This window comes from Lysobacter antibioticus, assembly GCF_001442535.1.
Taxonomy (GTDB): domain Bacteria; phylum Pseudomonadota; class Gammaproteobacteria; order Xanthomonadales; family Xanthomonadaceae; genus Lysobacter; species Lysobacter antibioticus.
Genome location: NZ_CP013141.1, coordinates 4,292,550 through 4,315,947 on the forward strand (window position 1 = coordinate 4,292,550; position 23,398 = coordinate 4,315,947).

The window sequence follows — 23,398 nt, forward strand, 5'->3', positions numbered from 1 at the left end:
CGTGCGACGCGATGACGCCACGTTAGGATGTTCGTTCCTGAAAGGCATTCCGCCACGGATGTAAATCGAGCTTGCATGAATGAACAATCCCTGGGTTGGGACGACTACCGTTTCATCCTTGCGGTCGGCCGCGCGGGCTCGCTGAACGGCGCGGCCAAGCGCCTGGCGGTGAGTCATCCGACCGTGTTCCGCCGCATCAACGCGATCGAGCGCGCGCTCGGTGCGCGTTTGTTCGAACGCGCCCGCGACGGCTACACGGCAACGCCGACCGGCGAGGAAGTGATCGCAGTGGCGGCCGAGATCGAAACGCGCATCGCCGCGACCGAGCGGCGCCTGGCCGGGCTGGACGCGCGCCTCAGCGGCCGTATCCGCGTGACCACGGTCGAGCCGGTGCTGTACGGCCTGTTGCCGCCGCTGCTGGCGAAATTCCGCCGCGAGCACCCGGGCATCGTCCTGGAGCTGGTTGCCGACAACGCCGTGCGCGACCTCAGCCGGCGCGAGGCCGATGTCGCCCTGCGCCCCGGCGGCAAACCGCCGGAGGGCCTGATCGGGCGCAAAGTCGCGCGTTTGGCCGCGGCGGTGTACCGGCCGCGTACGCTGAGGCTGCCGCGCGGCGCCGGCCCCGAGGCCCTGGCCGACTGCGACTGGGTCGTGCCCGACGACAGCCTGGCGCACATCGGCATGGCGCAATGGCTGCACCGACAGCGTTACGACGAACGCGCGGTGCTGCGCGCCAACAGCCTGCTGGCCTTGCGCGACGCGGCCGCGAACGGCATCGGCCTGGCGGTCTTGCCTTGTTTCCTGGGCGATGCCGACCGCCGCCTGGCGAGGGTGGGCGAGCCGCTGGAGGGCTTGGCCGCGGACCTGTGGCTGCTGAGCCACCCGGACCTGCGCCGCACCGAGCGCATCCGGGTCTTCAGCGAGGCCATGCGCGAAGGATTGGCTCGTTTGCAGCCGGTGTTGGATGGGCGAGGGGCTTCGGCCTAGGCGCGTCGGCGGACGGGATCGGGCGCTTGCACCCGCATCCGTGAAGCCGGTCCGCTCGGATCGTCCGCTACAAAAAGTCCACAGTTACTTTTGAAACCTGTGACTGAACGCACATCACATTAGGAAAAATCCTACACGCTTAGGGGTGTTCCGACGACGGTTTACTGTTCACGCAAGACGCATCTTTTGATTGCTCCGACGGCATCCGGATACAGATTCGCCCTGAGGCGAACTTCCCCCCCACCGCGCCGGCTGAACTTTTACAAGGATGAATCATGTTTCGCGTCGAACTGAAGCAGCGTGATGGCAGCGACGACAGTGCGCTGGCGGTAGCGATTGCAGAGATCGCGCAGGAATACCGCAGCGCCGAAGCGGCGTTGCGCGCAGTACTGCCGCAGGCCAGGAGATACGCCGCGCACGCCCCGAAGGGGTTGTGGCTGCGTATCTACGATGCCGATTCGCAGCCCGTGTTTGGCACGTTGGTTCCCTAGGGCCGACGTGCGGTTTGCGCCGCCCGGCTGACAGGAGTCTGGCCGGGCGGCGCGGGCCTCCTAGCGTCCGCAACGCGGGCGCCGGCAGAGCTTCGGCCGGATTCGCTCGCCGCTCCTACAGGGGCTCCGGTGAGATTCGTCGCCGCTCTTGGGTAGGAGCGGCGCAAGCCGCGACCGCGTCCCGTCCGGTTGCGTCGTAGTTGCGGTTTCGCGGTCGCAGCTTGCGCAGCTCCTACAGAAGCCCAGCGGGATTCGTCAGGGCTCCAGTTGGATTCGTCGCCGCTCTTGGGTAGGAGCGGCGCAAGCCGCGACCGCGTCCTGTCCGGTTGCGTCGCCGCTGCGGCTTCGCGGTCGCAGCTTGCGCAGCTCCTACACAAGCCCAGCAGGATTCGTCAGGGCTCCAGTTGGATTCGTCGCCGCTCTTGGGTAGGAGCGGCGCAAGCCGCGACCGCGTCCCGTCCGGTTGCGTCGTAGTTGCGGCTTCGCGGTCGCAGCTTGCGCAGCTCCTACACAAGCCCAGCAGGATTCGTCAGGGCTCCAGTTGGATTCGTCGCCGCTCTTGGGTAGGAGCGGCGCAAGCCGCGACCGCGTCCTGTCCGGTTGCGTCGCCGCTGCGGCACCGCGGTCGCAGCTTGCGCAGCTCCTACACAAGCCCAGCAGGATTCGTCAGGGCTCCAGTTGGATTCTTCGCCGCTCTTGGGTAGGAGCGGCGCAAGCCGCGACCGCGTCCCGTCCGGTTGCGTCGTAGTTGCGGTTTCGCGGTCGCAGCTTGCGCAGCTCCTACAGAAGCCCAGCAGGATTCGTCAGGGCTCCAGTTGGATTCGCCGCCGCTCTTGGGTAGGAGCGGCGCAAGCCGCGACCGCGTCCTGTCCGGTTGCGTCGCCGCTGCGGCTTCGCGGTCGCAGCTTGCGCAGCTCCTACAGAAGCCCCGCAGGATTCGTCAGGGCTCCAGTTGGATTCGCCGCCGCTCTTGGGTAGGAGCGGCGCGAGCCGCGACCGCGTCCTGTCGGTTGCGTTGTCGCTGTGGATTCGCGGTCTTAGCTTGTGACCAAAGGGTTCCCCGTGGGTCGCAGCTCCTACAGAGTGCTCCGACAGGATCCGCGCGCCGTCTGGGTGCAACGGCCAGGTTTGGCTTCCGCTTTCCCTACGGCATATCGATCCAACCTCGCGCCGTCGCGGCAACGAGGTCGGCGGGGGTGTCGAGGTCGTGTTCCAGCTCCGGGGCGTGCAGCCGCCAGACCGTCTCGGCGGGCAGGCGCTTGAGCGCCGCGCCGAAGCCGCGGTCGCCGCGCAACTGTTCGGCCTTGCGCCAGACCGCGGCGGCGATCACCGCCGGGATGCCGAGCGCATCGCCATGCGCGGTCGCGGCGCAACCGGAGGTGGCTCGCGCGGCGCCATCGAGCAAGGCCTGCAGGTGCGCGGCACCCAGCGCCGGTTGATCGCAGCCGAGCACCAGCACCGGCGCTTCGATACCGAAATCGCTCAGCGCGCGCGCGGCGGCGCGCAGGCTGCTGGCGAGGCCTCCCTCCCAGGCGTCGTTGTCGATGCACTCGACCGCCAGGTCGGCGACCGAGGCGGCCATCGCGCCGCTATGCGCGCCGAGTACGACCAGGATGCGTTCTGCGCCGGTCAAGCTCGCCAAGCGCGCGGCGCGGTGCAGCAAGGTCTCGCCGTTGCGACGCAAGCATTGTTTGGGCTGTCCGAGACGGCGGCTCGCACCGGCGGCCAACACTACGGCGACATGCGTCATCGCTCAGGGTTCGCCGTGGCGATGGGTCTGCAATTGCGCGGCGATGCTCAGCGCGATCGCTTCCGGACCCTCGCCTCCAAGCTTGAGCCCGATCGGCGAATGCAGGCGCGGCGTCAGCGAGGCCTGGGCCGAGGCCGGCAGCACCCGGAACAGGTCTTCGCGCCGCCGCATCGGGCCGAGCAGGCCGACGAAACCGATCTGCTGGCCGTTGGCGCTTTCGGCCAGATGTTCGAGCGCCTCGCGGTCGAGATCGAAGTGGTGGTGCATCACCAGCGCGGCGTCGTGCGGCCGCGCGGTCGCCAAGGCCTGCGCCGGGCTGCGCTCGATCGCGTGGTCGGCGAGCGCGCCGGCCGCGCTCCATCGCGAACGCCGTTCGACCAGGGTGGTCATCCAGCCCAAGGTGCGCAGCAGCGGCAACAGGGTCGGGGTTTCCGGGCCGGCGCCGAACACCAGCACCGACGGCGGCGCCGGGATTTCGAGGTTCCATTGGGCGACTGCGGCCGACGACCACGGCGGCGTGTTGACCGCGAGGGTCCAGCGCATGCGTTCGTCGCCGACCGAGGCGGCAAGGGCGCCGTGATTGCGCAGGTCGAGGTGCAGGTCGCCATGGCCGCGCCGCCATTCGTCGATCAAGGCCGGCCATTCGCGCAGTGCCGACAGCGGCAGCAGCGCCAGGCGCAGGCGGCCGCGGCAACCGACCGCGGAACCGGCGAACAGGTCTTCGTCGCTGCGGGTGTCGATGTCCATCCACTCGATGCCCTGCGATTGCGCGGCGTCCTGTGCGCGCAGTTCGATGTCCGGCTCGATGCAGCCGCCGCTGAGCCAGCCGACCTGGCCGTCGCGTGCGCCGAACAAGGCCATCGCCCCGGGCCGGACATAAGTCGAGCCTTCGGTTTCGAGGACGATCGCCAATGCGGCCGGATCGCCGCGCGCGGCCGCGGCGGCGCTGGCCTCGAGCACCGCGCGCGGACCGCCGGGCGCGCTGCGCTTCGGAAACGAGGGGTCCGGCGAGTCGGCCATGCGTACGCCCAGGGGCGGAGAAGCTTCGAGTCTAGAGCGTTCGCGGCATCGGCGGCGTTGCGGTGCATCACGCCGACCGCAGGCGGCAGTTTTGGGCAAGCCGCGATCGAGGCCCTCGCGCGAAAATCCAGGGACGTGTCGCAACGCTCGCGAAGGAGGCCGCGACCTGCATCGCACAACCGCCACCAAGGCTCGGAGAATCCGGCAAGCGCCCTGTTTCGGCGCTTCATCTTGGTATCGAAGGCGATCTGGCGGAGGCCAATTTTGAGGAGTAGGCTCGGACGACCCCAGCCGCCGCGAGGGAACCATGAAGCTTCTTGTCAACGGCACCGAACACGAGGTTGCCGCGCCACCGGACATGCCCCTGCTGTGGGTCCTGCGCGACCTGATGCACCTGACCGGCACCAAGTTCGGTTGCGGCATCGCCCAGTGCGGTGCCTGCACGGTCCATGTCGACGGTGCGCCGCGACGCGCCTGCGTGACCCCGGTCGCCAGCGTCGAAGGCAAACAGATCACCACCATCGAAGGCCTGTCGCAGGACGGCAGTCATCCGGTGCAACGCGCCTGGGCCGAGATCGACGTGGTCCAGTGCGGTTACTGCCAGTCCGGCCAGATCATGTCGGCGGCCGCCTTGCTGACCCAGATCCCCAAGCCGACCGACACCGACATCGACCAGGCGCTGTCCGGAAACATCTGCCGTTGCGGCACCTATCCGCGCATCCGCGCGGCGGTGAAGCGCGCGGCCGAAATCGGCAAGGCCTGATCGCGTCATCCCCACGACGTCATGCTCGCAGCGCCGGCACCTCGGGCGCTTTAGGAGGTCGATGTGAATACCGTACCGGCGCCGTCGCGGCGCCAGTTCCTCAAGACCAGCGCCTTGATCGGCGGCGGCCTGGTGGTCGGCTTCGTGGTGCCAGGCGCCAAGCGTTTCGCCCACGCCGATCCGGCCGCGGCCACGGCGGTGTCGAGCGGCTTCGTGCCCAACGCCTTCCTGCGCGTGGGCGACGACGACACCGTGACCGTGCTGATCTCGCATTCGGAGATGGGCCAGGGGGTGTGGACCGGTCTGGCGATGTTGATCGCCGAAGAACTCGATGCCGACTGGTCGAAGATCAAGGTCGAACACGCGCCGGCCGCGCCGGCGTACGCGCACACCGCGTTCGGCATGCAGATGACCGGCGGTTCCACCAGCACCTGGTCGGAGTTCGACCGCTATCGCCAGGCCGGCGCGACCGCGCGCGCTTTGTTGGTGGCGGCCGCGGCGCAACGCTTCGGCGTGCCGGTCGACCAGGTCCGCACTGAAAACGGCGCGGCCATCGCCGGCGACAAGCGCGCGCGTTACGGCGAGCTCGCCGCCGACGCGGCCAAGCTGCCGGCGCCGACCGCGCCGCAGACGCTCAAGGACGCCAAGGACTGGAAGATCATCGGTAAGCCGACCAAGCGCCTGGACTCGCCGGAGAAAATCACCGGCAAGGCGAAGTTCGGCATGGACGTGCAGTTCGACGGCCTGCTGACCGCGGTGGTCGCGCGCGCGCCGGTGTTCGGCGGCACGGTCAAATCCTTCGATGCCGCACCGGCCAAGGCCGTGCCCGGCGTACGCGACGTGCTGCAGGTGCCGAGCGGCGTGGCGGTGATCGCCGATCACTACTGGGCGGCGAAACAGGGGCGCGACGCGCTGGTCATCGATTGGGACCTCGGCCCGAACGCCGGCCTGGATACAACGAAGCTACGCGAAGACTTCCGCAAGCTGGCCGCCACCGACGGCGCGGTCGCGGCTCAGGCCGGCGACGTCAAGGGCGGTTTGGCGAAAGCCGCCAAGACCATCGAGGCCGAGTACAACGTGCCCTATCTGGCGCACGCGCCGATGGAACCGCTGAACTGCACGGTCAAGATCGAGGCCGACAGTTGCGAGATCTGGACCGGCACCCAATTCCAGACCGTCGACCAGCAGGTCGCGGCCAAGATCACCGGCCTCAAGCCCGATCAGGTGCAGATCCACACCATGTTCCTCGGCGGCGGTTTCGGCCGCCGCGCCACCCCGACCGCGGACTTCGTCACCGAAGCGGTGCATGTCGCCAAGGCCGCCGGCAAACCGGTCAAGACCGTGTGGTCGCGCGAGGACGACGTACGCGGCGGCTATTACCGGCCGATGTACCTGCAGCACGCGCGCATCGGCATCGATGCGCAGGGCATCCCGGTGGCGTGGCAGCACGTGCTGGTCGGGCAGTCGATCATCGCCGGCACGCCGTTCGCCGGGGCGATGATCAAGAACGGCATCGACGCGACCTCGGTCGAGGGCGTCGCCGATTCGCCGTATCTCAAGGAGATCGCCGACTACCGCGTCGACCTGCATTCGCCGAGCACCGGCATCCCGGTGCTGTGGTGGCGCTCGGTCGGGCACAGTTACAACGCCTTCGTCATGGAAAGCCTGATCGACGAACTGGCCCACGCCGCCGGCAAGGACCCGGTCGAATACCGCCGCACCTTGCTCAAGCAACATCCGCGCCATTTGGCGGCGTTGGACCTGGTCGCCGACAAGGCCGGCTGGGGCACGGCCTTGCCGGCGGGGCGCGCGCGCGGCGTGGCGGTGCACGAATCCTTCGGCAGCTACATCGCCCAGGTCGCCGAAGTCTCGGTCGAGCCCAAACCGGGCGGAGGCCACGGCATCCGCGTGCACCGTTTCGTCTGCGCGATCGACTGCGGCCTGGCGGTTAATCCCGACGGCGTGCGCGCGCAGATGGAATCGGGCATCAACTTCGGCCTCGGCGCGGCGCTGTACAGCCAACTGACTTTCAAGGACGGAAGAGTGCAGGAGTCGAACTATCACGACTACCGCGTGCTGCGCCTGGACGAGGCGCCGCAGATCGAAGTGCACATCGTGCCGAGCACCGAGAAGATGGGCGGCGCCGGCGAGCCCGGCACCGCGCCGGTCGCGGCGGCGGTGGCCAATGCGGTGTTCGCACTCAATCAACAGCGGCTGCGCGAACTGCCGCTGCAGCTGCCGGCCTGAGGAGACGACGATGCGCGCATTGATCATCGCCATGGCGGCCCTCGCCGCCACCGCTTGCGGTCCGAAGGTCACCCCGGAGCAACGCGAGCAGGGCATCGCCGCGTTCGCGACCGTGCAGCAGGTGTTCCAGCATCCGCGCTGCCAGAACTGCCACATCCCCGGCGACCAGCCGCTGCAATTCGATGCCGGCCTGCCGCATGCGATGGGCGTGGTGCGCGGCCCCGAAGGCAAGGGCGCGGCCGGCCTGCCGTGTTCGACCTGCCACGGTGAAGCCAACCTGCCGGCGAGCTACGGCCCGAACGCGCCGCCGGGCGCGCCGCATTGGCAGCTGCCGCCGCCGGACCACAAGATGGCCTGGATCGGGCTGCCGTCACCGAAGCTGTGCGAGATGATCAAGGACAAGAAGAGCAATGGCGGCCGCGACTTCGCCGCGCTGATCAAGCACGTCAGCGAAGACAAACTGGTCCTGTGGGGCTGGGCGCCGGGCGGCGAACGCAAGCCGGTGTCGGTGCCGCACCCGGAGTTCGTCGCCAAGTTCAAGACCTGGGCCGACGCGGGCGGGCCGTGCCCGGCGTCGTAGCGCGGCGTACGAATCATCGTGTCGATGCGGTTGATCCTAAGAGTAGGAGCGGCGCAAGCCGCGACCGCGAAACCGCGCTCGCATCGCAACCGGGAGGTCGCGGTCGCGGCTCGCGCCGCTCCTACCCTTGAAGCAGATCGTCAGTGGCTTGGGTTGTCGCAAGCCGCGCTCTCGATCTGCAGGGTGCAGTGCTCGATGCCGTAGCGTTCGTCGAGTTGCCGCACCAATTCGCCGCGCAGGGCATCGGCATCGACACCTGCATCGACCACGAGGTGCGCGCTCATCGCCGGGGTGCTCGATCCCAACGACCACACGTGCAGGTCGTGCACCTCGCCGACGCCGGGCGCCGCCATCAGCATCGTGCGCACCGCGGTGAGGTCGATGCCGCCGGGCACGCCTTCCATGAGCACGTTGCCGGCCTCGCGCAACAAGGTCCAGGTGCGCGGCAATACCCACAGGCCGATCAATACGGCCAGGATCGGGTCGACCACGGTCCAGCCGGTGAAACGGATCACGATGGCGCCGGCGATCACCGCGACCGAGCCGAGCATGTCGCTCCACACTTCGAGGTAGGCGCCTTTCATGTTGAGGCTTTCGCCGCTGCCGGCCTTGAGCAGGCGCATCGCCACCAAGTTGACGACCAGGCCGAGCGCGGCGATCGCCAGCATGCCGGCGGTCGCGATCTGCGGCGGTTCGCTGAAGCGGCCGGCCGCTTCCCACAGGATGTAGGCCGCGACCGCGAACAGCATCAGCCCGTTCGCCATCGCCCCCATCGCTTCCATGCGCGCGTAGCCGTAGCTGCGTTTCGCATCCGCCGGCTTGCGGCTCAGCCGCACCGCGGTCAGCGCGATCATCAGCGCCAGGGTGTCGGTGCCCATGTGCGCGGCGTCCGACAACAGCGCCAGGCTGTTGGTCAGGAAGGCGCCGACGACTTCGGCGATGAGGAAACCGCCGGTCAAGCCGAGCGCCCACCACAGCGGACGTTCGTGACGGATCGCGGTGCTGCCGTGGTCGTGTCCGCTGCCCATATCGATGCTCCTGTTTGCGTCGTAAGCGGATCGCCCGCGGGCGATGCCCAGGATCGGGACGGGCCGCGCGAACGCGACCCGCCATTTCGCCGTATCAGTGTGCGGGCGAGGGCTCGGCCGTCGCCAGCGCCGGCGGATCGAACTTGCGCTCGCCGGCGTCGTTGCGATGCAACCAGCGGTACAGCACCGGCAGCACCAGCAGGGTCAGCAGGGTCGAGGAGACGATGCCGCCGATCACCACCGTCGCCAGCGGCCGCTGCACTTCCGAGCCGGCCCCGACGTTGAAGGCCATCGGGATGAAGCCCAACGAAGCCACCAGCGCGGTCATCAGCACCGGCCGCAGCCGGCCCAGGGCGCCGTCGACGATGGCGTTGTCGAGCGGGTCGCCCTGTTCGCGCAGCTTGCGGATGAAGGCGATCATCACCAGGCCGTTGAGCACCGCCACGCCGGACAGGGCGATGAAGCCCACCCCGGCCGAGATCGACAGCGGTATGCCGCGCAAGGCCAGGGCGATCACGCCGCCGGTCAGCGCCAGCGGCACGCCGCTGAAGACGATGGCGGCGTCCTTGGCCGAGCCGAAAGCCATGAACAACAGCGTGAAAATCAGCACCAGGGTGACCGGCACCACCACCGCCAGGCGCTGGCTGGCCGAGATCAGTTGCTCGAAGGTGCCGCCGTAACCGATCCAGTAACCCTCCGGCACCTTCACCTGGGCATCGAGCTTCTGCCGCAGCTCGGTGACGAAACCGCCGAGGTCGCGATCGCGCACGTTGGCGGTCACCACGATGCGGCGCTTGCCGTTCTCGCGGTTGATCTGGTTCGGGCCGAGGATCGAATTGAGCTTGGCCACTTCGCGCAACGGCACCGTGCGCGGCGCACCCGAACTCCAGGTGGCGTCGCGGCTGGATTCGTCGCGGTCGCCTTCGCTCCGCGCGGGCAGCGGCACCGGCAGGTCGGCCAGCGCCGCGGTGTCCTGGCGCAGGCGTTCGGGCAGGCGCACGACCAGGTCGAAGCGGCGGTCGCCTTCGAACAGCTGCCCGGCGACTTCGCCGCCGACCGCGGTCGCCACCGTGTCCTGCACCGCGGCCGGGTTGAGCCCGTACACGGCCAGCGAGCGGCGGTCCGGCTCGACGCTGAGCATCGGCAGGCCGGTAACCTGCTCGGCCTTGACGTCGGCCGCGCCGGGCACCTGCTTGGCCACCGTTTCGATCTGCTGGGCGATCTTGAGCAATTGCTGCAGATCGTCGCCGTAGACCTTGATCGCGACGTCGGCGCGCACGCCCGAGATCAACTCGTTCATGCGCATCTGGATCGGCTGAGTGAACTCGAAGTTGTTGCCGGGCAGGGTGCGCGCGACCGCTTCGATGTCCTCCATCAACGCCGCCTTGGTCTTGCCCGGGTCGGGCCAACGCTCGCGCGGCTTGAGCATCAGGAAGGTATCGGCGACCGAGGGCGGCATCGGGTCGTTGGCGACCTCGGCGGTGCCGATCTTGCTGAACACCCGCTCGACCTCCGGCATCGCTAAAAACGCCTGCTCCATCGTCTTCTGCATGGTCACCGACTGGGTCAGGCTGGTGCCGGGAATGCGCATGGCCTGCACCGCGACATCGCCTTCGTCGAGGCTCGGCACGAACTCGCTGCCCATGCGCATCGCCACCGCGCCGCTGAGGATCACCAGCACCGCGGTGCCGGCCAACACCGTCATCCGGCTGCGCAGCGCCCAGGCCAGCACCGGCTCGTAACGGCGGCGCAGCCAGGCCATGGCGCGGTTTTCCTTTTCGGCGACCTTGCCGCCGAGGAAGATCGCCACCGCGGCCGGGACGAAGGTCAGCGACAGCAGCATCGCGCCGGTCAGCGCCAGCACCACGGTGATCGCCATCGGGTGGAACATTTTTCCTTCGATGCCGCTGAGCGCGAAGATCGGCAGATACACCGCGGCGATGATGCCCAGGCCGAACAGGCTCGGACGGATCACCTCGGCGGTGGCCGTAGCGGTGAGGTCGTGACGTTCCTCGTCGCTCATCTCGCGGCCGAGTGCATGCTGGGCTTCGCCGAAGCGGCGCAGGCAGTTCTCGATGATGATCACCGCGCCGTCGACGATCAGGCCGAAGTCGAGCGCGCCCAGGCTCATCAGATTGCCGGACACGCCACCGCGGACCATGCCGGTGATGGTGAACAGCATCGCCAGCGGAATCACCAGCGCGGTGATCAGCGCCGCGCGGAAATTGCCGAGCAGCAGGAACAGCACGACCACCACCAGCAGCGCGCCTTCGACCAGGTTCTTCGACACCGTCGCGATGGTGCGGTCGACCAGCGAGGTGCGGTCGTAGACCGCGTTGGCGCTGACGCCCTTCGGCAGGCTGGCATTGGCTTGTTGCAGCTTCGCTGCGGCTGCTTGCGAGACGTCGCGGCTGTTGGAGCCGACCAGCATGAACACCGTGCCGAGCACGACTTCGTGGCCGTTCTGGGTGGCGGCGCCGCTGCGCAGTTCGGGGCCTTCGCCGACCTTGGCGACGTCGCGCACCCGGATCGGCACGCCGTCGCGGCGGTCCAGGACGATGTCGCCGATCGCCTCGATGCCGACGATCTGCCCGGGCACCCGCACCAGGAACTGCTCGCCGTTGCGTTCGATGTAGCCGGCGCCGACGTTCTGGTTGTTGGCGGCGAGCGCGGCGACCACGTCGCGCTGGGTCAGGTTCAAGGCCACCAGCCGCGCCGGGTCCGGGGTGATGTGGATCTGCCGCGCGTAGCCGCCGATGGTGTTGACCTCGGTGACCCCGGGCGTGTTGCGCAACTGCGGGCGGATCACCCAGTCCTGCAGGGTACGCAAGTCGGTGGCGTTGTACGGCGTGCCGTCGGCCTTGCGCGCCTTCGGCTCGGCGTCGACGGTGTACATGAAGATCTCGCCCAGGCCGGTCGCGGTCGGGCCGAGTTCCGGTTCCAGGCCGGCCGGGATCTGCGACTTCACCTGCTGCAGGCGCTCGGCGACTTGTTGCCGGGCGAAGTACAGGTCGGTGCCGTCCTTGAACACCACCGTCACCTGCGACAGGCCGTAGCGCGACAGGGAGCGGGTGTAGTCGAGTTTGGGCAGGCCGGCGAGTGCGGTCTCGATCGGAAAAGTCACGCGCTGTTCGGATTCCAGCGGCGAGTAGCCCGGCGCCTGGGTGTTGATCTGCACCTGCACGTTGGTGATGTCGGGGGTGGCGTCGATCGGCAGTTGCCGGAAGCTCCACACGCCGATCGCGATCAGCGCGCCGGTCAGCGCCAGCATCAGCCAGCGGTGGCCGATGGCGAAACGCAGGATGCGTTCGAGCAGGCCCGAGCGCGCCGGCGCCGGGGCCGGCCCGGTCGTCGTGTCAGTGCTCATGCGAGGCTCCCGATTTTTCGATGTCGGCCTTGATCAGGAAGCTCTGCTCGACCACCACCTGTTCGCCGGCGCGCAGGCCGGACAGCACTTCCATGCGGCGCGCGTCGCGGCGGCCGATGCGGACCGGCCTGGCGATGTACCGCTCGCCCTCGCGCACGAACACCACGTCGCGTTCGTCCATGCGTTGCAGCGCGGTCAGCGGCACCGCCAGCGAGACCGGCTGCTGTTCGACGGTGACGCGTGCGCGCACCGCCGAACCCGGACGCCACAGACCGTCGGCGTTGGCGATCGATGCGCGCGCGACGGTGCTCTGGCTCGCGGTCGCGGTGCCGGGCAGGATGCGGTCGAGGGTGGTTTCCACGCCTTGTTCCTCGCCCATGCGCATCACCGTCACCGGCACGCCAGGACGCAGGTGCGAGGCATCGGCGCCGAACACGTGCAGATCGACCCACAGGGTGGACAGGTCGGCGACCTCGAACAGGGTCGTGCCTTCGACCGCGACTTCGCCGACCGAGGCGTTGCGCGCCAGCACCACGCCGGTGATCGGCGAGGCGATGGCGTAGGTGGTCAGGCTGAGGTTGCTGTCGACCGTGGCCAAGGTCTGGCCGGCCTTGACGCGGTCGCCTACGTTGGCGCGCAGCGAGCGCACCGGGCCGGGATAGCGCGCGGTGATGTTGGCGATGCGGCCTTCCAGCGGCGTGACCAGGCCTTGCACTTCGTGTTCGTCGGCGATGGTGCCCGGGCCGGCGGCGGCGACGACGATGCCGGAACGTTGAGCGATCGCGGCCGGGATCGCGGTGCTTTCGGCTTCCTCTTCGGCCTCGCCTTTCTCGCCATGGCCGGCTTCACCCTCGCCGTGGCGGTGCTCGTCGCTGGCTTCGTCGGCATGCGTGCCCTCGGCTTTGGCCGCGGGGGCTTCGGCGGAGCCGCCGCATGCGCTCAAAGTCAGAGCCAGCAGGCCCGCGGCGATCAACAGTTCGGGCTTCATGGGGTGGCTCCTGCGGGGGCGGACGATGGGGCGAGGAAGGATTCGCCGGTGAGGCGCTGGATCTCGATCAGCGCCAGTTGCGCGTCGAGCGCGGTGTCCAGGCGCTGTTTGCGCACGGCCACGCTGTCGGCCTGCAACAGGGCCAGTTCGAGGTAACTGATGGCGCCGGCGCGGTAGGCGTACTCGGCGGCGTTTTCGGCCCGGCTCATGCGCGGCAGGACCTCGTCCTTGAGGCGCGCGACTTCGAGCGCGCCGACCCGGTAGCGGCCGTGCGCTTCGACCAGGGTCGAGTACAGCAACAAGCCCTTGGCTTCGCGCTCGGTTTCGAGCACGGTCAGTTCGGCCTGGGCACCGCGGATGCCGGGTTCGGCGCGGCTGCGCGCGCCGAGCGGCATCGACACGCTGCCGATCAGCGCGGTGTCGCCGCCGTCCTGCAGGCGGCGCACGCCGATCTGCCAATCGATGTCGGCGCTGGCCTGGCTCTGCGCCAGGCGCACGCGCGCCTCGCCGATCCGGCGTGCGTCGACGAAGCGGGTCAGTTCCGGGCTGCGGTCGAGCAAGGCCGCCAGGGCCGTCGCCTCTTCGATCTTGGGCAGGGCATACGGATCGCCGGCGACGCCGGCAAAACCCGGGTCGCGTTCGCCCCACAGCGCGGCCAGGTGTTGGCGCGCGGCGAGCAGGCTTTGCTCGCTACGTGCGCGATCGAGTTCGGCGCGCGCCAGCGCCGCCTGCGCGGTCAGCAAGCCCGACTCCGGCGAGGCACCGGCGACCAGGCGCTGGCGTGCGGCGGCGACGGTGCGCTTGCGCTGGCCGATGTCGAACTGCGCCAGTTCGATCCGGCGCTGCGCGGCGACGATGCCGAGATAGCGCCGCGCGGTTTCGGCCAGCAGGTCGAGGCGACGGCTTTCGCGGTCGACCGCGAGCGCATCGATGCGGCTTTGGGCGAAAGCGCGGCGCGCATCGAGCTTGCCGCCGCGTTCGAACACCGAGGCCAGGCTGAGGGTGAGCTCGGCGCCCTTGACGCCGCTGACCGCGCCGCTGCCGAAGACGTTGTCGACCGCGGCGCCGGCGACCCAGGCCGGACGCTGCGCGGCGAGATCGCGCTCGGCTTCGAGCACCGAACGCTGGCTGCCGAACAGGCGCAGGTCCGGATGGGCGTCGCCGATGCGCGCGAAGGCGTCGTCGAGGGTGAACACCGAGGCCGCGCGCGCGGTCCCGGCTGGGGTGGAAGCGGACGGGCCGGAAGTCGCAGGGCCGGACGTGGCAGGACCGGAAGCGGCGGCAAGGGAAGGCCGCGCCTGTGCCGAAAAGCACAGAGCGGCCGTCAGGACGGCCAGGGCCGCCGGACGCAAACGCATGGGGAGTTCTCCTGAATCTCGAAAGACGCCGGGCGCGAACGCAGCGCACGGCGACGAAGACCCGCGCAGGCCGACGCGGCGCTGCAGGGGCGCACGCGAGCGACCGGCTCAGGCCGGCATCGGGATCAGGCGGAGATAGGTGGGCGGAACGGGACCGCGGTCGGGGTCGGCACGAACGCGGTCGAAACGGCCGGTACCGGGCCGGCGGCACTGGGTGCGAGCAGGCCGACCTCGAAGCGCGGCAGCAGCGCGGCTTGCAGGGCGCAGCAGTGGCTCAGGTGCCAGCGGGCGTCGCCGCAACCGTCCGGGTCGGCGCTGTCCGGTGCGGCGCTGTCGCCGGCGGATGCGCCGGCGTGCTCGTGCGCCAGCGCCGCGACCGGCCCGGCGAGTTCGCCGATTTCGGTGGCGAAGGTCAGCGTCGGCTTGACCAGCATCACGGCGATCAGCACGCCGAAGACGAGGTAGCGGAACGCGATCGCGATGGCGGAGGGGCCGGGCATGGCGGGCATCTTAGGAGCTGCCGAGCCCGCTATACAATTTCAGGCCTCGCATCGCCGTTCATGTACGGCCGTAGCGCATCGCCACTGAATGCCGGCCGCCGCGGGCCCGCGGCGGCTCTGCTGCGGCGGCCGATTGCGGCGATAATCGCGCCGCGCAACGGACCTGCGGAACCGCGGGCAGGGATACCCAGACAGTTGTCCGGACAGGATCGGCAATGACGGTGCCTCGGCGCCGTCATATCGTTTACCTAGTCTGCGCACGTATTCGGTAGTGGCGGTACAGGGGGTTTGGCAGTGAAGGTTGTTGTGAAGCCGGTGTGTGAGTTCCCCGCCGGTCGTTGGTCGAAAGCCGGTATGCGCGCGATCGCCGGTCTGGCCCTGGGCGTCGCCCTGGGCGGTTGCGGTTCCGAAGCTCCCCACAGCGCCGCCTCCCCGGCGCCGCTTGCCGATGCCGCGCTGGAATTGCCGGCGCCGCTGGACGAACTCGATATTGAAGGTTTGCGCGCGCGCGCCACTCAGGCCCTGCGCGAGCAGCGCATCCACACCCCGGCCGGCGACAGCGCGGTCGACTATTACCTGGCCTTGCGCGACAAGGAGCCGGGCCAGATCGACGTGATCGGCGCGCTCGACGAGTTGCAGCCCTATGTGGTGATCGCCGGCGAGCAGGCTTTGCTCGACGACGATCTGGCCGAATCGCACCGTTTGCTGGACTTGCTGGCGCGCATGGACCCGCAAGCGCCGGCCTTGCCGCGCATGCGCGAAAGCCTGCGCGTGGCCGAGGCGAGCCGCGAGCGCAAGACCCGCGAGGAAACCGAACGCCTGATGGCCGAGCGCACCGACGCGGCGACCGTGCTGTCGGCGCGTCGCGAGGCGGCGCGTACCGCCAATGCGGCGTTGGCGAACGCGGCGATGAAGGCCGATGCGGCCGCCAGCGCGCTCGCCGCCGATGCCGCCGCCGCGAAAACCGGCAGCGCGTCGGCGGCGCAACCGGTGGCGGCCTCGGCCGCGACCCCGGCCGCTGCGTTGCCGGCAATGACCTCGGCGAACGCCGCCTCGCCGGCGATGCCGCGCCTGCTCGCCGATGCCAGCCCGCGTTATCCCTTGCCGGCCTTGAACCGCAAGATCGAGGGCAGCGTCGAGGTCAGCTTCACGATCCTGCCCGACGGGCGCGTCGGCGCGCCCAGGCTGGTGTCCTCGGAACCGGCCGGGGTGTTCGACGCCGCCGCGCTGGCGGCGGTGGCGCGCCTGCGTTTCGAAGCCAGCGGCCAGTCGCATACGGCCCGTCGCACCCTCAATTTCCGCCTGCCCTCGCGCTGAGGCGCGCGGGGCGGGGCGGTCGGTCCTTGCCACGGTCCACTGCGATGGCCGATTGCGACGGCGGACACGTCCGCCGGGGCGGGAGCTTGGCGGTCCGCGCGCTGTGCCGCCACAATGCGGCGATGGAGACTTCCGCACCCCCCGCCTTACTCGAAACCGTCGAACGCGAGACCGGCCCGGCGCCGAGCTGGAGCGTGCTGTGGCTGCACGGCCTTGGCGCCGACGGCCACGACTTCGCCCCGATCGTGCCCGAACTGCTGCGCCGCGATTGGCCGGCCCTGCGCTTCGTGTTCCCGCACGCGCCGGTGCGCGCGGTCACGATCAACAACGGCGCGCGCATGCGCGCCTGGTACGACATCCGCGACATCAGCGATCTGGCCCAGCGCGCCGACGAAGCCGGCGTCGACGAGTCGGTGCAGCAGGTCGATGCGCTGATCGAGCGCGAGATCGAACGCGGCGTGCCGGCCTCACGCATCCTGCTGGCCGGTTTTTCCCAGGGCGGCGCGATCACCCTGGCCACCGCATTGCGGCGCAAGCAGGCGCTCGGCGGGCTGATCGCCCTATCGAGCTATCTGCCGATGCCCGAGCGCCTGGTCGCCGAGGCGACTTCGGTCGCGCCGAGCCAGCCGGCCTTCATGGCCCACGGCCAACACGACCCGATGGTGCCCTATGCCGGCGGCGAACGCGCCGCGGCGCGGCTGCGCGGCCTGGGCTTCCAGGTCGACTGGCACGCCTATCCGATGGCGCACCAGGTCTGCGCCGAGGAGATCGACGCGCTCGGCGACTGGATGTCGCAACGGTTCGCCGCCACGGCATGAGCCGGCCCTGACCATGCTCGAGTCCGCCGGCGAACACGAACCGTGGCTGCCGGACTTGTGCCGTCTGCCGCGGCTGGTGGTCATGCTGAGCATGGCCGAGCTGATCGTGATCGTGCTGGCGTTGGCCCCGGACGGCACCCGCTGGGACCTCAGCCGCTTTGTGTCCTCGAGCGCCTTCGCGCTGTGGCTGGCGCTGGCGATCTCGGTGCTGCTGTGCGTGTCGCGGCGCCAGCTGTCGCGTTTGCCGCCCGGCGTGGGCGGTTTCATCGCCACCGCGACGGCGGCGGCGATCGCCGCGGCGGTCGCGGCGATCACCCACATCATCGACAGCGTCACCGGCATCGGTCTGGTGCCGCCGGGGATCTCGTTCCAGCGCTTCGTCGGCGGCACCGCCGCGGTGGCGATCCTCGCCGTCGGCGTGGTCCTGCGCTACCTCTACGTCAACGACAGCTGGAAGGCCCAGGTCCGCGCCAACGCCCGCGCCGAGGTCGATGCGCTGCAGGCGCGGATCAAGCCGCACTTCCTCTTCAACAGCATGAACACCATCGCCGGCCTGGTGCGCAGCGACCCGGTGGTCGCCGAGCGCGCGGTGCTGGACCTGTCGGATCTGTTCCGGGCCGCGCTGGGCGCGTCCAAGTCCGATTCCAGCCTGGCCGAGGAGGTCGAGCTGGCCGAGCGCTACCTGGCGATCGAGCTGCTGCGCCTGGGCGAGCGCCTGCGGGTGGTCTGGCGCAAGCGCGAGCCGCTGCCGTGGCGGATGCCGCTGCCGCGCCTGGTCCTGCAGCCCCTGGTCGAGAACGCCGTGCTGCACGGCATCTCGCGGCTGCCGGGCGGCGGCGAGATCGAAATCGAGCTGACCGAGCTCAGCGACGAGCTGCTGCTGCGCATCCGCAACCCGGCCCCGCCCCCGGCCGACGGCCGCAGCGGGGCCCGCCATGCCCACAGCAGCATCGGCCAGCGCCTGCGTTATGCCTATGGGCCGACGGTGCGGATGACCGCGGGCTGGAACGAAGGCTACTATCTGTGCGAACTGCACGTGCCGACCGGGGTGGAGGCGCATAGCCGATGAAAGCGACGAGGCCGGCCATGAGAGTGGTGATCGCGGATGACGAACCGTTGGCGCGCGAGCGCTTGCGCAGCCTGTTGGCCGAGCGCGACGACGTCGAGGTCGTCGCCGAAGCGGCCGACGGCCAGCACGCCTTGCACGCCTGTGCCGAGCACCGGCCGGATCTGGTCCTGCTCGACATCGCCATGCCCGGCATCGACGGGCTCGAAGCGGCGCGCCATCTGGCCGCGTTCGAGCCGCGCCCGGCGGTGGTGTTCTGCACCGCCTACGACGCCCACGCCCTGTCGGCGTTCGAGGCCGAGGCGATCGACTACCTGGTCAAGCCGGTACGGGCCGAACGCCTCGACGCCGCGCTCGAGCGGGTGCGCACCTTCGCCGCCGGGCGCGAGCGCCATGTCGGCGGCACCGAAACCGCGCCCGGGCAAAGCCGCAGCCACCTGTGCGCGCGTCTGCGCGGGAGCCTGCGCCTGATCCCGATCGAGGACGTGCACTACCTGCACGCCGAAGAGAAGTACGTAATCGTCCATCACGCGCGCGGCGAAGACCTGATCGAGGAATCGCTGAAGTCGCTGGAAGACGAATTCGGCGAACGCTTCGTGCGCATTCACCGCAACTGCCTGGTCGCGCGCCACGAGATCGTCGAACTCAAGCGCGACTCCGAAGGCCATGTGCAGGCGGTGCTGCGTCACGGCAAACAGCCCCTGGAAGTCAGCCGCCGCTGCGTGGCGGCCCTGCGCGAGACCCTCAAGCATTTGTGATGCTTTTGTCGGGAATCGGGAATCGGGAATCGGGAATCGGGAGTCGAATCGTCTGGAGCTAGTCGAACCCGGGGTAGGAGCGGCGCAAGCCGCGACCGCGCTGCCTCAGTCTCGCGCCGCATCCGGCCGTAACCACCCCCTGTAGGAGCGGCGTAAGCCGCGACCGGGTTGCTTATCGTGGCGGCGTGTCTTGCCGCAGGGCGGTGAAGCAATATCAAGATCTGAAGCTTCCGTCCGCTAAAGCGGCCGGGTACTTTCTTTTGCTAAGCCCAAAAGTCCGCCAGGATTCCCTTCGGTCAAAGCTAACCAAAGGGAGGGCTCTCCTTGACGAAGCTCCCCTCCGAGGTCGGCGCGTGCGCCGGGATTTTTCGATAGGACATCCTTGTCCTATCGAAAAACGGCGCACGTCGTGTGCGCCGCCTTCCGGGTCTACGGTTGTTCTCGCTAGATCGCGGCTACGCCAAGCTCATCACGGCAACGGCAACGGCAACGGCAACGGCAACGGCAGTCGACGTCGGGGCGCCTTGGGGTGATGGCGGCCTTCCTTCGGCCACGGGCCGCCACTGCGTCCCCCCGGTTCCCCGTCCGTTGCCGATTCCGCAACCGATGCGGCCCCGGTTGCCCGCCCTGGCGGCTTTTGATGCCGACCCCCGCCAGCGGCGATAATGCCGGCATGAAGACCCTGCGCATCGCCACCCGTAAGAGCCCGCTTGCCCTGTGGCAGAGCGAGCACGTCGCCGACCGCCTGCGCGCCGCGCATCCGGGGCTCGAGGTGAGCCTGGTGCCGATGAGCACCCGCGGCGACGAAGTGCTGGACCGCTCGCTGGCCGCGATCGGCGGCAAGGGCCTGTTCCTCAAGGAACTGGAACTGGCGATGCTGCGCGGCGAAGCCGACTGCGCCGTGCACTCGCTCAAGGACGTGCCGATGGAGCTGGAACCGGGCTTCGCCCTGCCGGCGATCCTGGAGCGCGCCGACTACGCCGACGCCTTCGTCAGCAACCACCACGACGGCATCGACAGCCTTCCGCTCGGCGCACGCGTCGGCACCTCGTCGTTGCGCCGGCAGGCGCAGTTGCGCGCGCTGCGTCCGGACCTGCAATTGCTCGACCTGCGCGGCAACGTCAACACCCGACTGGCCCGGCTCGATGCCGGCGACTACGACGCCATCGTCCTGGCCTGCGCCGGTTTGCAGCGGCTCGGCTTCGACGCGCGCATCCGCGCCCGTCTCGAATCGCCGTATTGGTTGCCGGCGCCGGCGCAGGGCGCGATCGCGATCGAATGCCGCGAGGACGATGTCGCCGCGCGCAGCTTCTGCGCCGCGCTCGATCACGCCGCCACCCGCACCTGCGTCGAAGCCGAGCGGGCGATGAATCGCGCCCTGCACGGCAGCTGTCATGTACCGGTCGCCGCTTACGCGCGTCTGGACGGCGAACATCTGCGTCTCGACGGTCAGGTCGGTTCGGCCAGCGACGGCCGAGCCGTGCGCGCTCACGGCGAAGGCCGCGGCGATGCGCCCGATTGTCTCGGCATCGAAGTCGCGCAACGTCTGCTGGAGCAGGGCGCGGGCGAATTCATCGCCGATTCGCTGGTGGACATCGACGCGGATTGATTCGGGCGTGGCTGTCCAACGTCGTTTGCATTCCAGGCTTTCGTTGGTTTGCGTGCCTTTGGTCCAAACCTTGTTCGTATGCGAATGCCTCTGCTTTGGGGTAGGAGCGGCTTCCTACTGGATTTCCTTCGGTCACAAGCCGCGACCGCGTTGTTTCGGTCTTGCGGCGCATCGCCGAAGCGAGATCAAGATCAGGATCAAACGCTAAAAGCTTCCACCACTAAAGCGGCGGGTTACTTTCTTTTGTCATAAGCAACAAAAGAAAGGTAACCAAAGAAAAATGCTTTTCTTTGAATCACAGGCCCGCACGTTCGATGCCTCCGCAGGGATTTTTCATACGGGACATCCATGTCCCGATGAAAAACGGCGCGCATCCCTGCGCGCCGCCCTCCGGGTCTCCTATCGCCTTCGCTAGTTCGAGGCGACGCACAGCTACGACAAAATCTTGACGGCAACGGCAACGGCAACGGCAACGGCAACGGCAACGGCAACGGCAACGGCAACGGCAACGGCAACGGCAACGGCAACTTTGCTATTGCTATTGCTGTGAAGAGCTTGGCGCAGCGACGAGCTTGCGAGAACACCCGGAGACCCAAAGGGCGGCGCACAGGACGTGCGCCGTTTTCCGATAAGACAGGGATGTCTTATCGGAAAATCCCTGCGGACGCATCGAACTCGCAGGGGAGCTTCGTCAAGGAAGGCCTTTTCTTTGGTTAGCTTTCTTTTGGGCCAGCAAAAGAAAGTAACCCGGCCGCGTCAGCGGACGGAAGCTGTTGCTTCTGCTTCTGCTTCTGCTTCTGCTGAGCCGAGCAGCATCAAAACCGCCGGATCAACTCGATCGAACTCTCCGCACTCTCGCTGCCGCCACCGCCATTGGAATCGTGACGAATCGCGAAGTCGGTTTCGAGTTTCCAGTACGGCCACAGATCCACGTCCAGGCGCATCGACTGTTTGACGAAGGTGTCGCCGTGGCCGCTCTCGAACTGCACGCGCTGGCTCCAGCGAGCGCGCTCGCCGAGGCGCTGGCCGATGCTGACTTCGCCGCGGAACACGGTGCCGGGGCGATTGATGCCGTCATCGTGGAGCGGGGCGAGTCGGTAGCCGGCGCCGAAGCTCAGGCCGACCTGGGTCGGGCCGTCGCGCAAGGCCTGCACGCCGTAGCGGGTGCCGATGCGGTAGTCGTTGGAGTACATGGCGCGGCTGGTGCGCGAGGTCGCCGGCGCCCTGACGCCGCCGACGTGGCGTTGCGAGCCGGGCAGCAGCACGGTGCGCAGCGGCGGCAGGTCGAGCGGGTCGATCTCCGGGCCCTTGGCGCGCCCGGAAGTGGCCAGTCGCCATTCCTCGTCGCCGCAGCGGGTCGAAAAACAGTACAGGCGCATCTGCGCCGGATCGCTCGCAATGGCGATCAGCGTCGGGTCGCCGCCGAAGGCGGGGGTCGGCAATGTCACCAGGGGCGCGCCCAGAAGGGCGAGCCCGATCGCACCGAGCATCGTCTTGGCTTGGGGCCGGAAGGAGAACGGGATGATGCCATGAAACCGGTTACAGACACGAGACCGCGGACACGCCGGGATAGCTTCGATTCACCCGTCCACGGCCGCCGCCAAGAACGCGAAAGGCCCGCGCGACGGGGCATTGCGCCTCATCAGGGGCGATTCGATCCAAGGTCGCTCCAGCATCGAATCGCCGGCCTGCAGCGCGCGCCATGCAAGCGCACGGCGTCGGATCGAGCCGAACGATCAAGCCGAACGAACAAGCCGAACGGGTGAACCCGGCTCAGTAATACAGCGTCACCAGATGCCGGGCTTCGGCGAAGAACAGCCAGCGTTCGACCAAGGTACCGAGCAGCAGCGACAAGGTCGCGAGCGGCATCGCGATCGCGGCGACCGTCGGCAGCGCCAGCGCGACCAGGCTCAGCACGACCGGCACCGCCGCGAACATGGCCAGCGCGATCCGGCGCAGCTTGCGCGCGTGTTTGCGTGCCAGCACGTAGCCCATCTCGCGGGTCAGGTAGTTGTCTTCGGTATGCGGGCGCTCGAACACGTCGAGTTCGCGTTGCGGCAGGCCGACCGCGTCGCCGCGGGTGACGGTGAGCGGGGTGCGGTCGATGTCGCGCCAATACCCGAGCTTGATCGCGGCGGTAACGAACGCGAGTGGAATCAGCGCGAAGGTCGCGAGGCGAGCGAGGCCGGAAGCGCCCGGCAAGGCCGCCAGCAGGGCGGCGCCGGCGAGCAGGGCGAAGGCGAGATAAGCCGGCACCACCAGCCGATGGCGCCAGGCCGGAATAGGCTTCAGCGAGGCGTAGATCATCGCCGTGCAGACCACGGTGAGCACCGCGCCGACGAGCAAGGCGATCGCGGCGATTACGGGCCAGACCGCGCCGACTGCGGCGTGTGCGCTCGGCGCGAACGCCCACGCCGACAAGGCCAGCGCCGGCACGTAGGTCGCCACCGCCATCACGCCTTCGCGCGACAGCCACGAGCTGCGCCATTGCGAAAACGCGCGCCAGGCACGCATCGGCTTGCCCAGGTGCAGGGTCGAGCTGAGCAGACCGACGCTGACCAGGGTCAGCGCCAGCGCCAAGGCCACGGCCACGGTACGCGGCGGCATCGCGCCCGCCTCGGCGCCGCTGCCCAGTTGCATCAGCACGACGGCGCTGAGCCAGGCCATCAGGCCGTAGCCCGCGCCCGACAAAGTGGTGAAGAAGATGACGGAGAACGCGGGATGCATCAGGTCCGGCTCCGGAACGGCAGG

Annotated in this window: 19 protein-coding genes; 10 read left to right on the forward strand and 9 right to left on the reverse strand. The window is 69.0% G+C overall.

Annotation, left to right across the window (positions count from 1 at the left end; translation table 11 throughout):
• Positions 1–75: 75 nt before the first annotated feature.
• A complete protein-coding gene (locus GLA29479_RS17455) occupies positions 76–987 on the forward strand; it encodes a LysR family transcriptional regulator (RefSeq protein ID WP_057972350.1) in 912 nt (303 codons plus the stop codon).
• Between the two features lie 275 nt (positions 988–1,262).
• Positions 1,263–1,478: a hypothetical protein gene (locus GLA29479_RS17460; protein ID WP_031372547.1), complete on the forward strand. Its 216-nt coding sequence runs from the start codon at positions 1,263–1,265 to the stop codon at positions 1,476–1,478.
• Between the two features lie 1,144 nt (positions 1,479–2,622).
• On the opposite strand, the gene GLA29479_RS17465 is transcribed toward GLA29479_RS17460, so the two are convergent.
• Positions 2,623–3,228: a nucleotidyltransferase family protein gene (locus GLA29479_RS17465; protein WP_057972351.1), complete on the reverse strand. Its 606-nt coding sequence runs from the start codon at positions 3,226–3,228 to the stop codon at positions 2,623–2,625.
• Positions 3,229–3,231: 3 nt separating this feature from the next.
• A complete protein-coding gene (locus GLA29479_RS17470) occupies positions 3,232–4,248 on the reverse strand; it encodes an XdhC family protein (protein ID WP_057972352.1) in 1,017 nt (338 codons plus the stop codon).
• Between the two features lie 307 nt (positions 4,249–4,555).
• On the opposite strand from GLA29479_RS17470, the gene GLA29479_RS17475 reads away from it, so the two are divergent.
• The 3 genes from GLA29479_RS17475 (at position 4,556) to GLA29479_RS17485 (ending at position 7,838) form a co-directional block, all read left to right on the forward strand.
• Positions 4,556–5,011 carry a (2Fe-2S)-binding protein gene (locus GLA29479_RS17475; protein ID WP_057916659.1) on the forward strand — a complete coding sequence of 152 codons (456 nt, stop codon included), beginning with the start codon at positions 4,556–4,558 and terminating at the stop codon, positions 5,009–5,011.
• Positions 5,012–5,074: 63 nt separating this feature from the next.
• The gene (locus tag GLA29479_RS17480; RefSeq protein WP_057972353.1) at positions 5,075–7,258 is read left to right on the forward strand and encodes a xanthine dehydrogenase family protein molybdopterin-binding subunit; all 2,184 of its coding nucleotides are present in this window, start codon (positions 5,075–5,077) and stop codon (positions 7,256–7,258) included.
• A gap of 10 nt (positions 7,259–7,268) precedes the next feature.
• A complete protein-coding gene (locus GLA29479_RS17485; RefSeq protein ID WP_144436590.1) occupies positions 7,269–7,838 on the forward strand; it encodes a hypothetical protein in 570 nt (189 codons plus the stop codon).
• Between the two features lie 140 nt (positions 7,839–7,978).
• On the opposite strand, the gene GLA29479_RS17490 is transcribed toward GLA29479_RS17485, so the two are convergent.
• The 5 genes from GLA29479_RS17490 to GLA29479_RS17510 all read right to left on the reverse strand — a co-directional run bounded on the left by GLA29479_RS17490 (position 7,979) and on the right by GLA29479_RS17510 (position 15,079).
• Entirely contained in the window at positions 7,979–8,866 is an 888-nt protein-coding gene (locus GLA29479_RS17490; protein WP_057972355.1) for a cation diffusion facilitator family transporter, read from the reverse strand.
• Positions 8,867–8,960: 94 nt separating this feature from the next.
• Positions 8,961–12,182: an efflux RND transporter permease subunit gene (locus tag GLA29479_RS17495; RefSeq protein WP_057973251.1), complete on the reverse strand. Its 3,222-nt coding sequence runs from the start codon at positions 12,180–12,182 to the stop codon at positions 8,961–8,963.
• Positions 12,183–12,222: 40 nt separating this feature from the next.
• The gene (locus GLA29479_RS17500; protein WP_057916662.1) at positions 12,223–13,221 is read right to left on the reverse strand and encodes an efflux RND transporter periplasmic adaptor subunit; all 999 of its coding nucleotides are present in this window, start codon (positions 13,219–13,221) and stop codon (positions 12,223–12,225) included.
• Positions 13,218–14,417, reverse strand: a complete 1,200-nt coding sequence (locus GLA29479_RS17505; protein ID WP_248842755.1) for a TolC family protein — start codon at positions 14,415–14,417, stop codon at positions 13,218–13,220. Before GLA29479_RS17505 ends, GLA29479_RS17500 begins: the two co-directional genes overlap by 4 nt.
• A gap of 287 nt (positions 14,418–14,704) precedes the next feature.
• On the reverse strand, positions 14,705–15,079 hold the full coding sequence (locus GLA29479_RS17510; RefSeq protein WP_144436592.1) for a hypothetical protein: 375 nt from the start codon (positions 15,077–15,079) through the stop codon (positions 14,705–14,707).
• A gap of 354 nt (positions 15,080–15,433) precedes the next feature.
• Here GLA29479_RS17510 and GLA29479_RS17515 point away from each other — a divergent pair, with 354 nt between their 5' ends.
• The 5 genes from GLA29479_RS17515 (at position 15,434) to hemC (ending at position 20,647) form a co-directional block, all read left to right on the forward strand.
• Positions 15,434–16,396: a TonB family protein gene (locus GLA29479_RS17515; protein ID WP_057972357.1), complete on the forward strand. Its 963-nt coding sequence runs from the start codon at positions 15,434–15,436 to the stop codon at positions 16,394–16,396.
• A 122-nt stretch (positions 16,397–16,518) separates the two neighbouring features.
• The gene (locus GLA29479_RS17520; protein WP_057919886.1) at positions 16,519–17,214 is read left to right on the forward strand and encodes an alpha/beta hydrolase; all 696 of its coding nucleotides are present in this window, start codon (positions 16,519–16,521) and stop codon (positions 17,212–17,214) included.
• 13 nt (positions 17,215–17,227) lie between these two features.
• The gene (locus tag GLA29479_RS17525) at positions 17,228–18,283 is read left to right on the forward strand and encodes a sensor histidine kinase (RefSeq protein ID WP_057972358.1); all 1,056 of its coding nucleotides are present in this window, start codon (positions 17,228–17,230) and stop codon (positions 18,281–18,283) included.
• Between the two features lie 17 nt (positions 18,284–18,300).
• The gene (locus GLA29479_RS17530; RefSeq protein ID WP_036148912.1) at positions 18,301–19,038 is read left to right on the forward strand and encodes a LytR/AlgR family response regulator transcription factor; all 738 of its coding nucleotides are present in this window, start codon (positions 18,301–18,303) and stop codon (positions 19,036–19,038) included.
• A 673-nt stretch (positions 19,039–19,711) separates the two neighbouring features.
• On the forward strand, positions 19,712–20,647 hold the full coding sequence (gene hemC / locus GLA29479_RS17535; protein ID WP_057919887.1) for a hydroxymethylbilane synthase: 936 nt from the start codon (positions 19,712–19,714) through the stop codon (positions 20,645–20,647).
• Positions 20,648–21,462: 815 nt separating this feature from the next.
• On the opposite strand, the gene GLA29479_RS17540 is transcribed toward hemC, so the two are convergent.
• Entirely contained in the window at positions 21,463–22,137 is a 675-nt protein-coding gene (locus GLA29479_RS17540; RefSeq protein WP_057916666.1) for a DUF481 domain-containing protein, read from the reverse strand.
• Positions 22,138–22,420: 283 nt separating this feature from the next.
• Entirely contained in the window at positions 22,421–23,374 is a 954-nt protein-coding gene (locus GLA29479_RS17545; protein WP_057972359.1) for a dimethyl sulfoxide reductase anchor subunit family protein, read from the reverse strand.
• Positions 23,375–23,398: the final 24 nt, after the last annotated feature.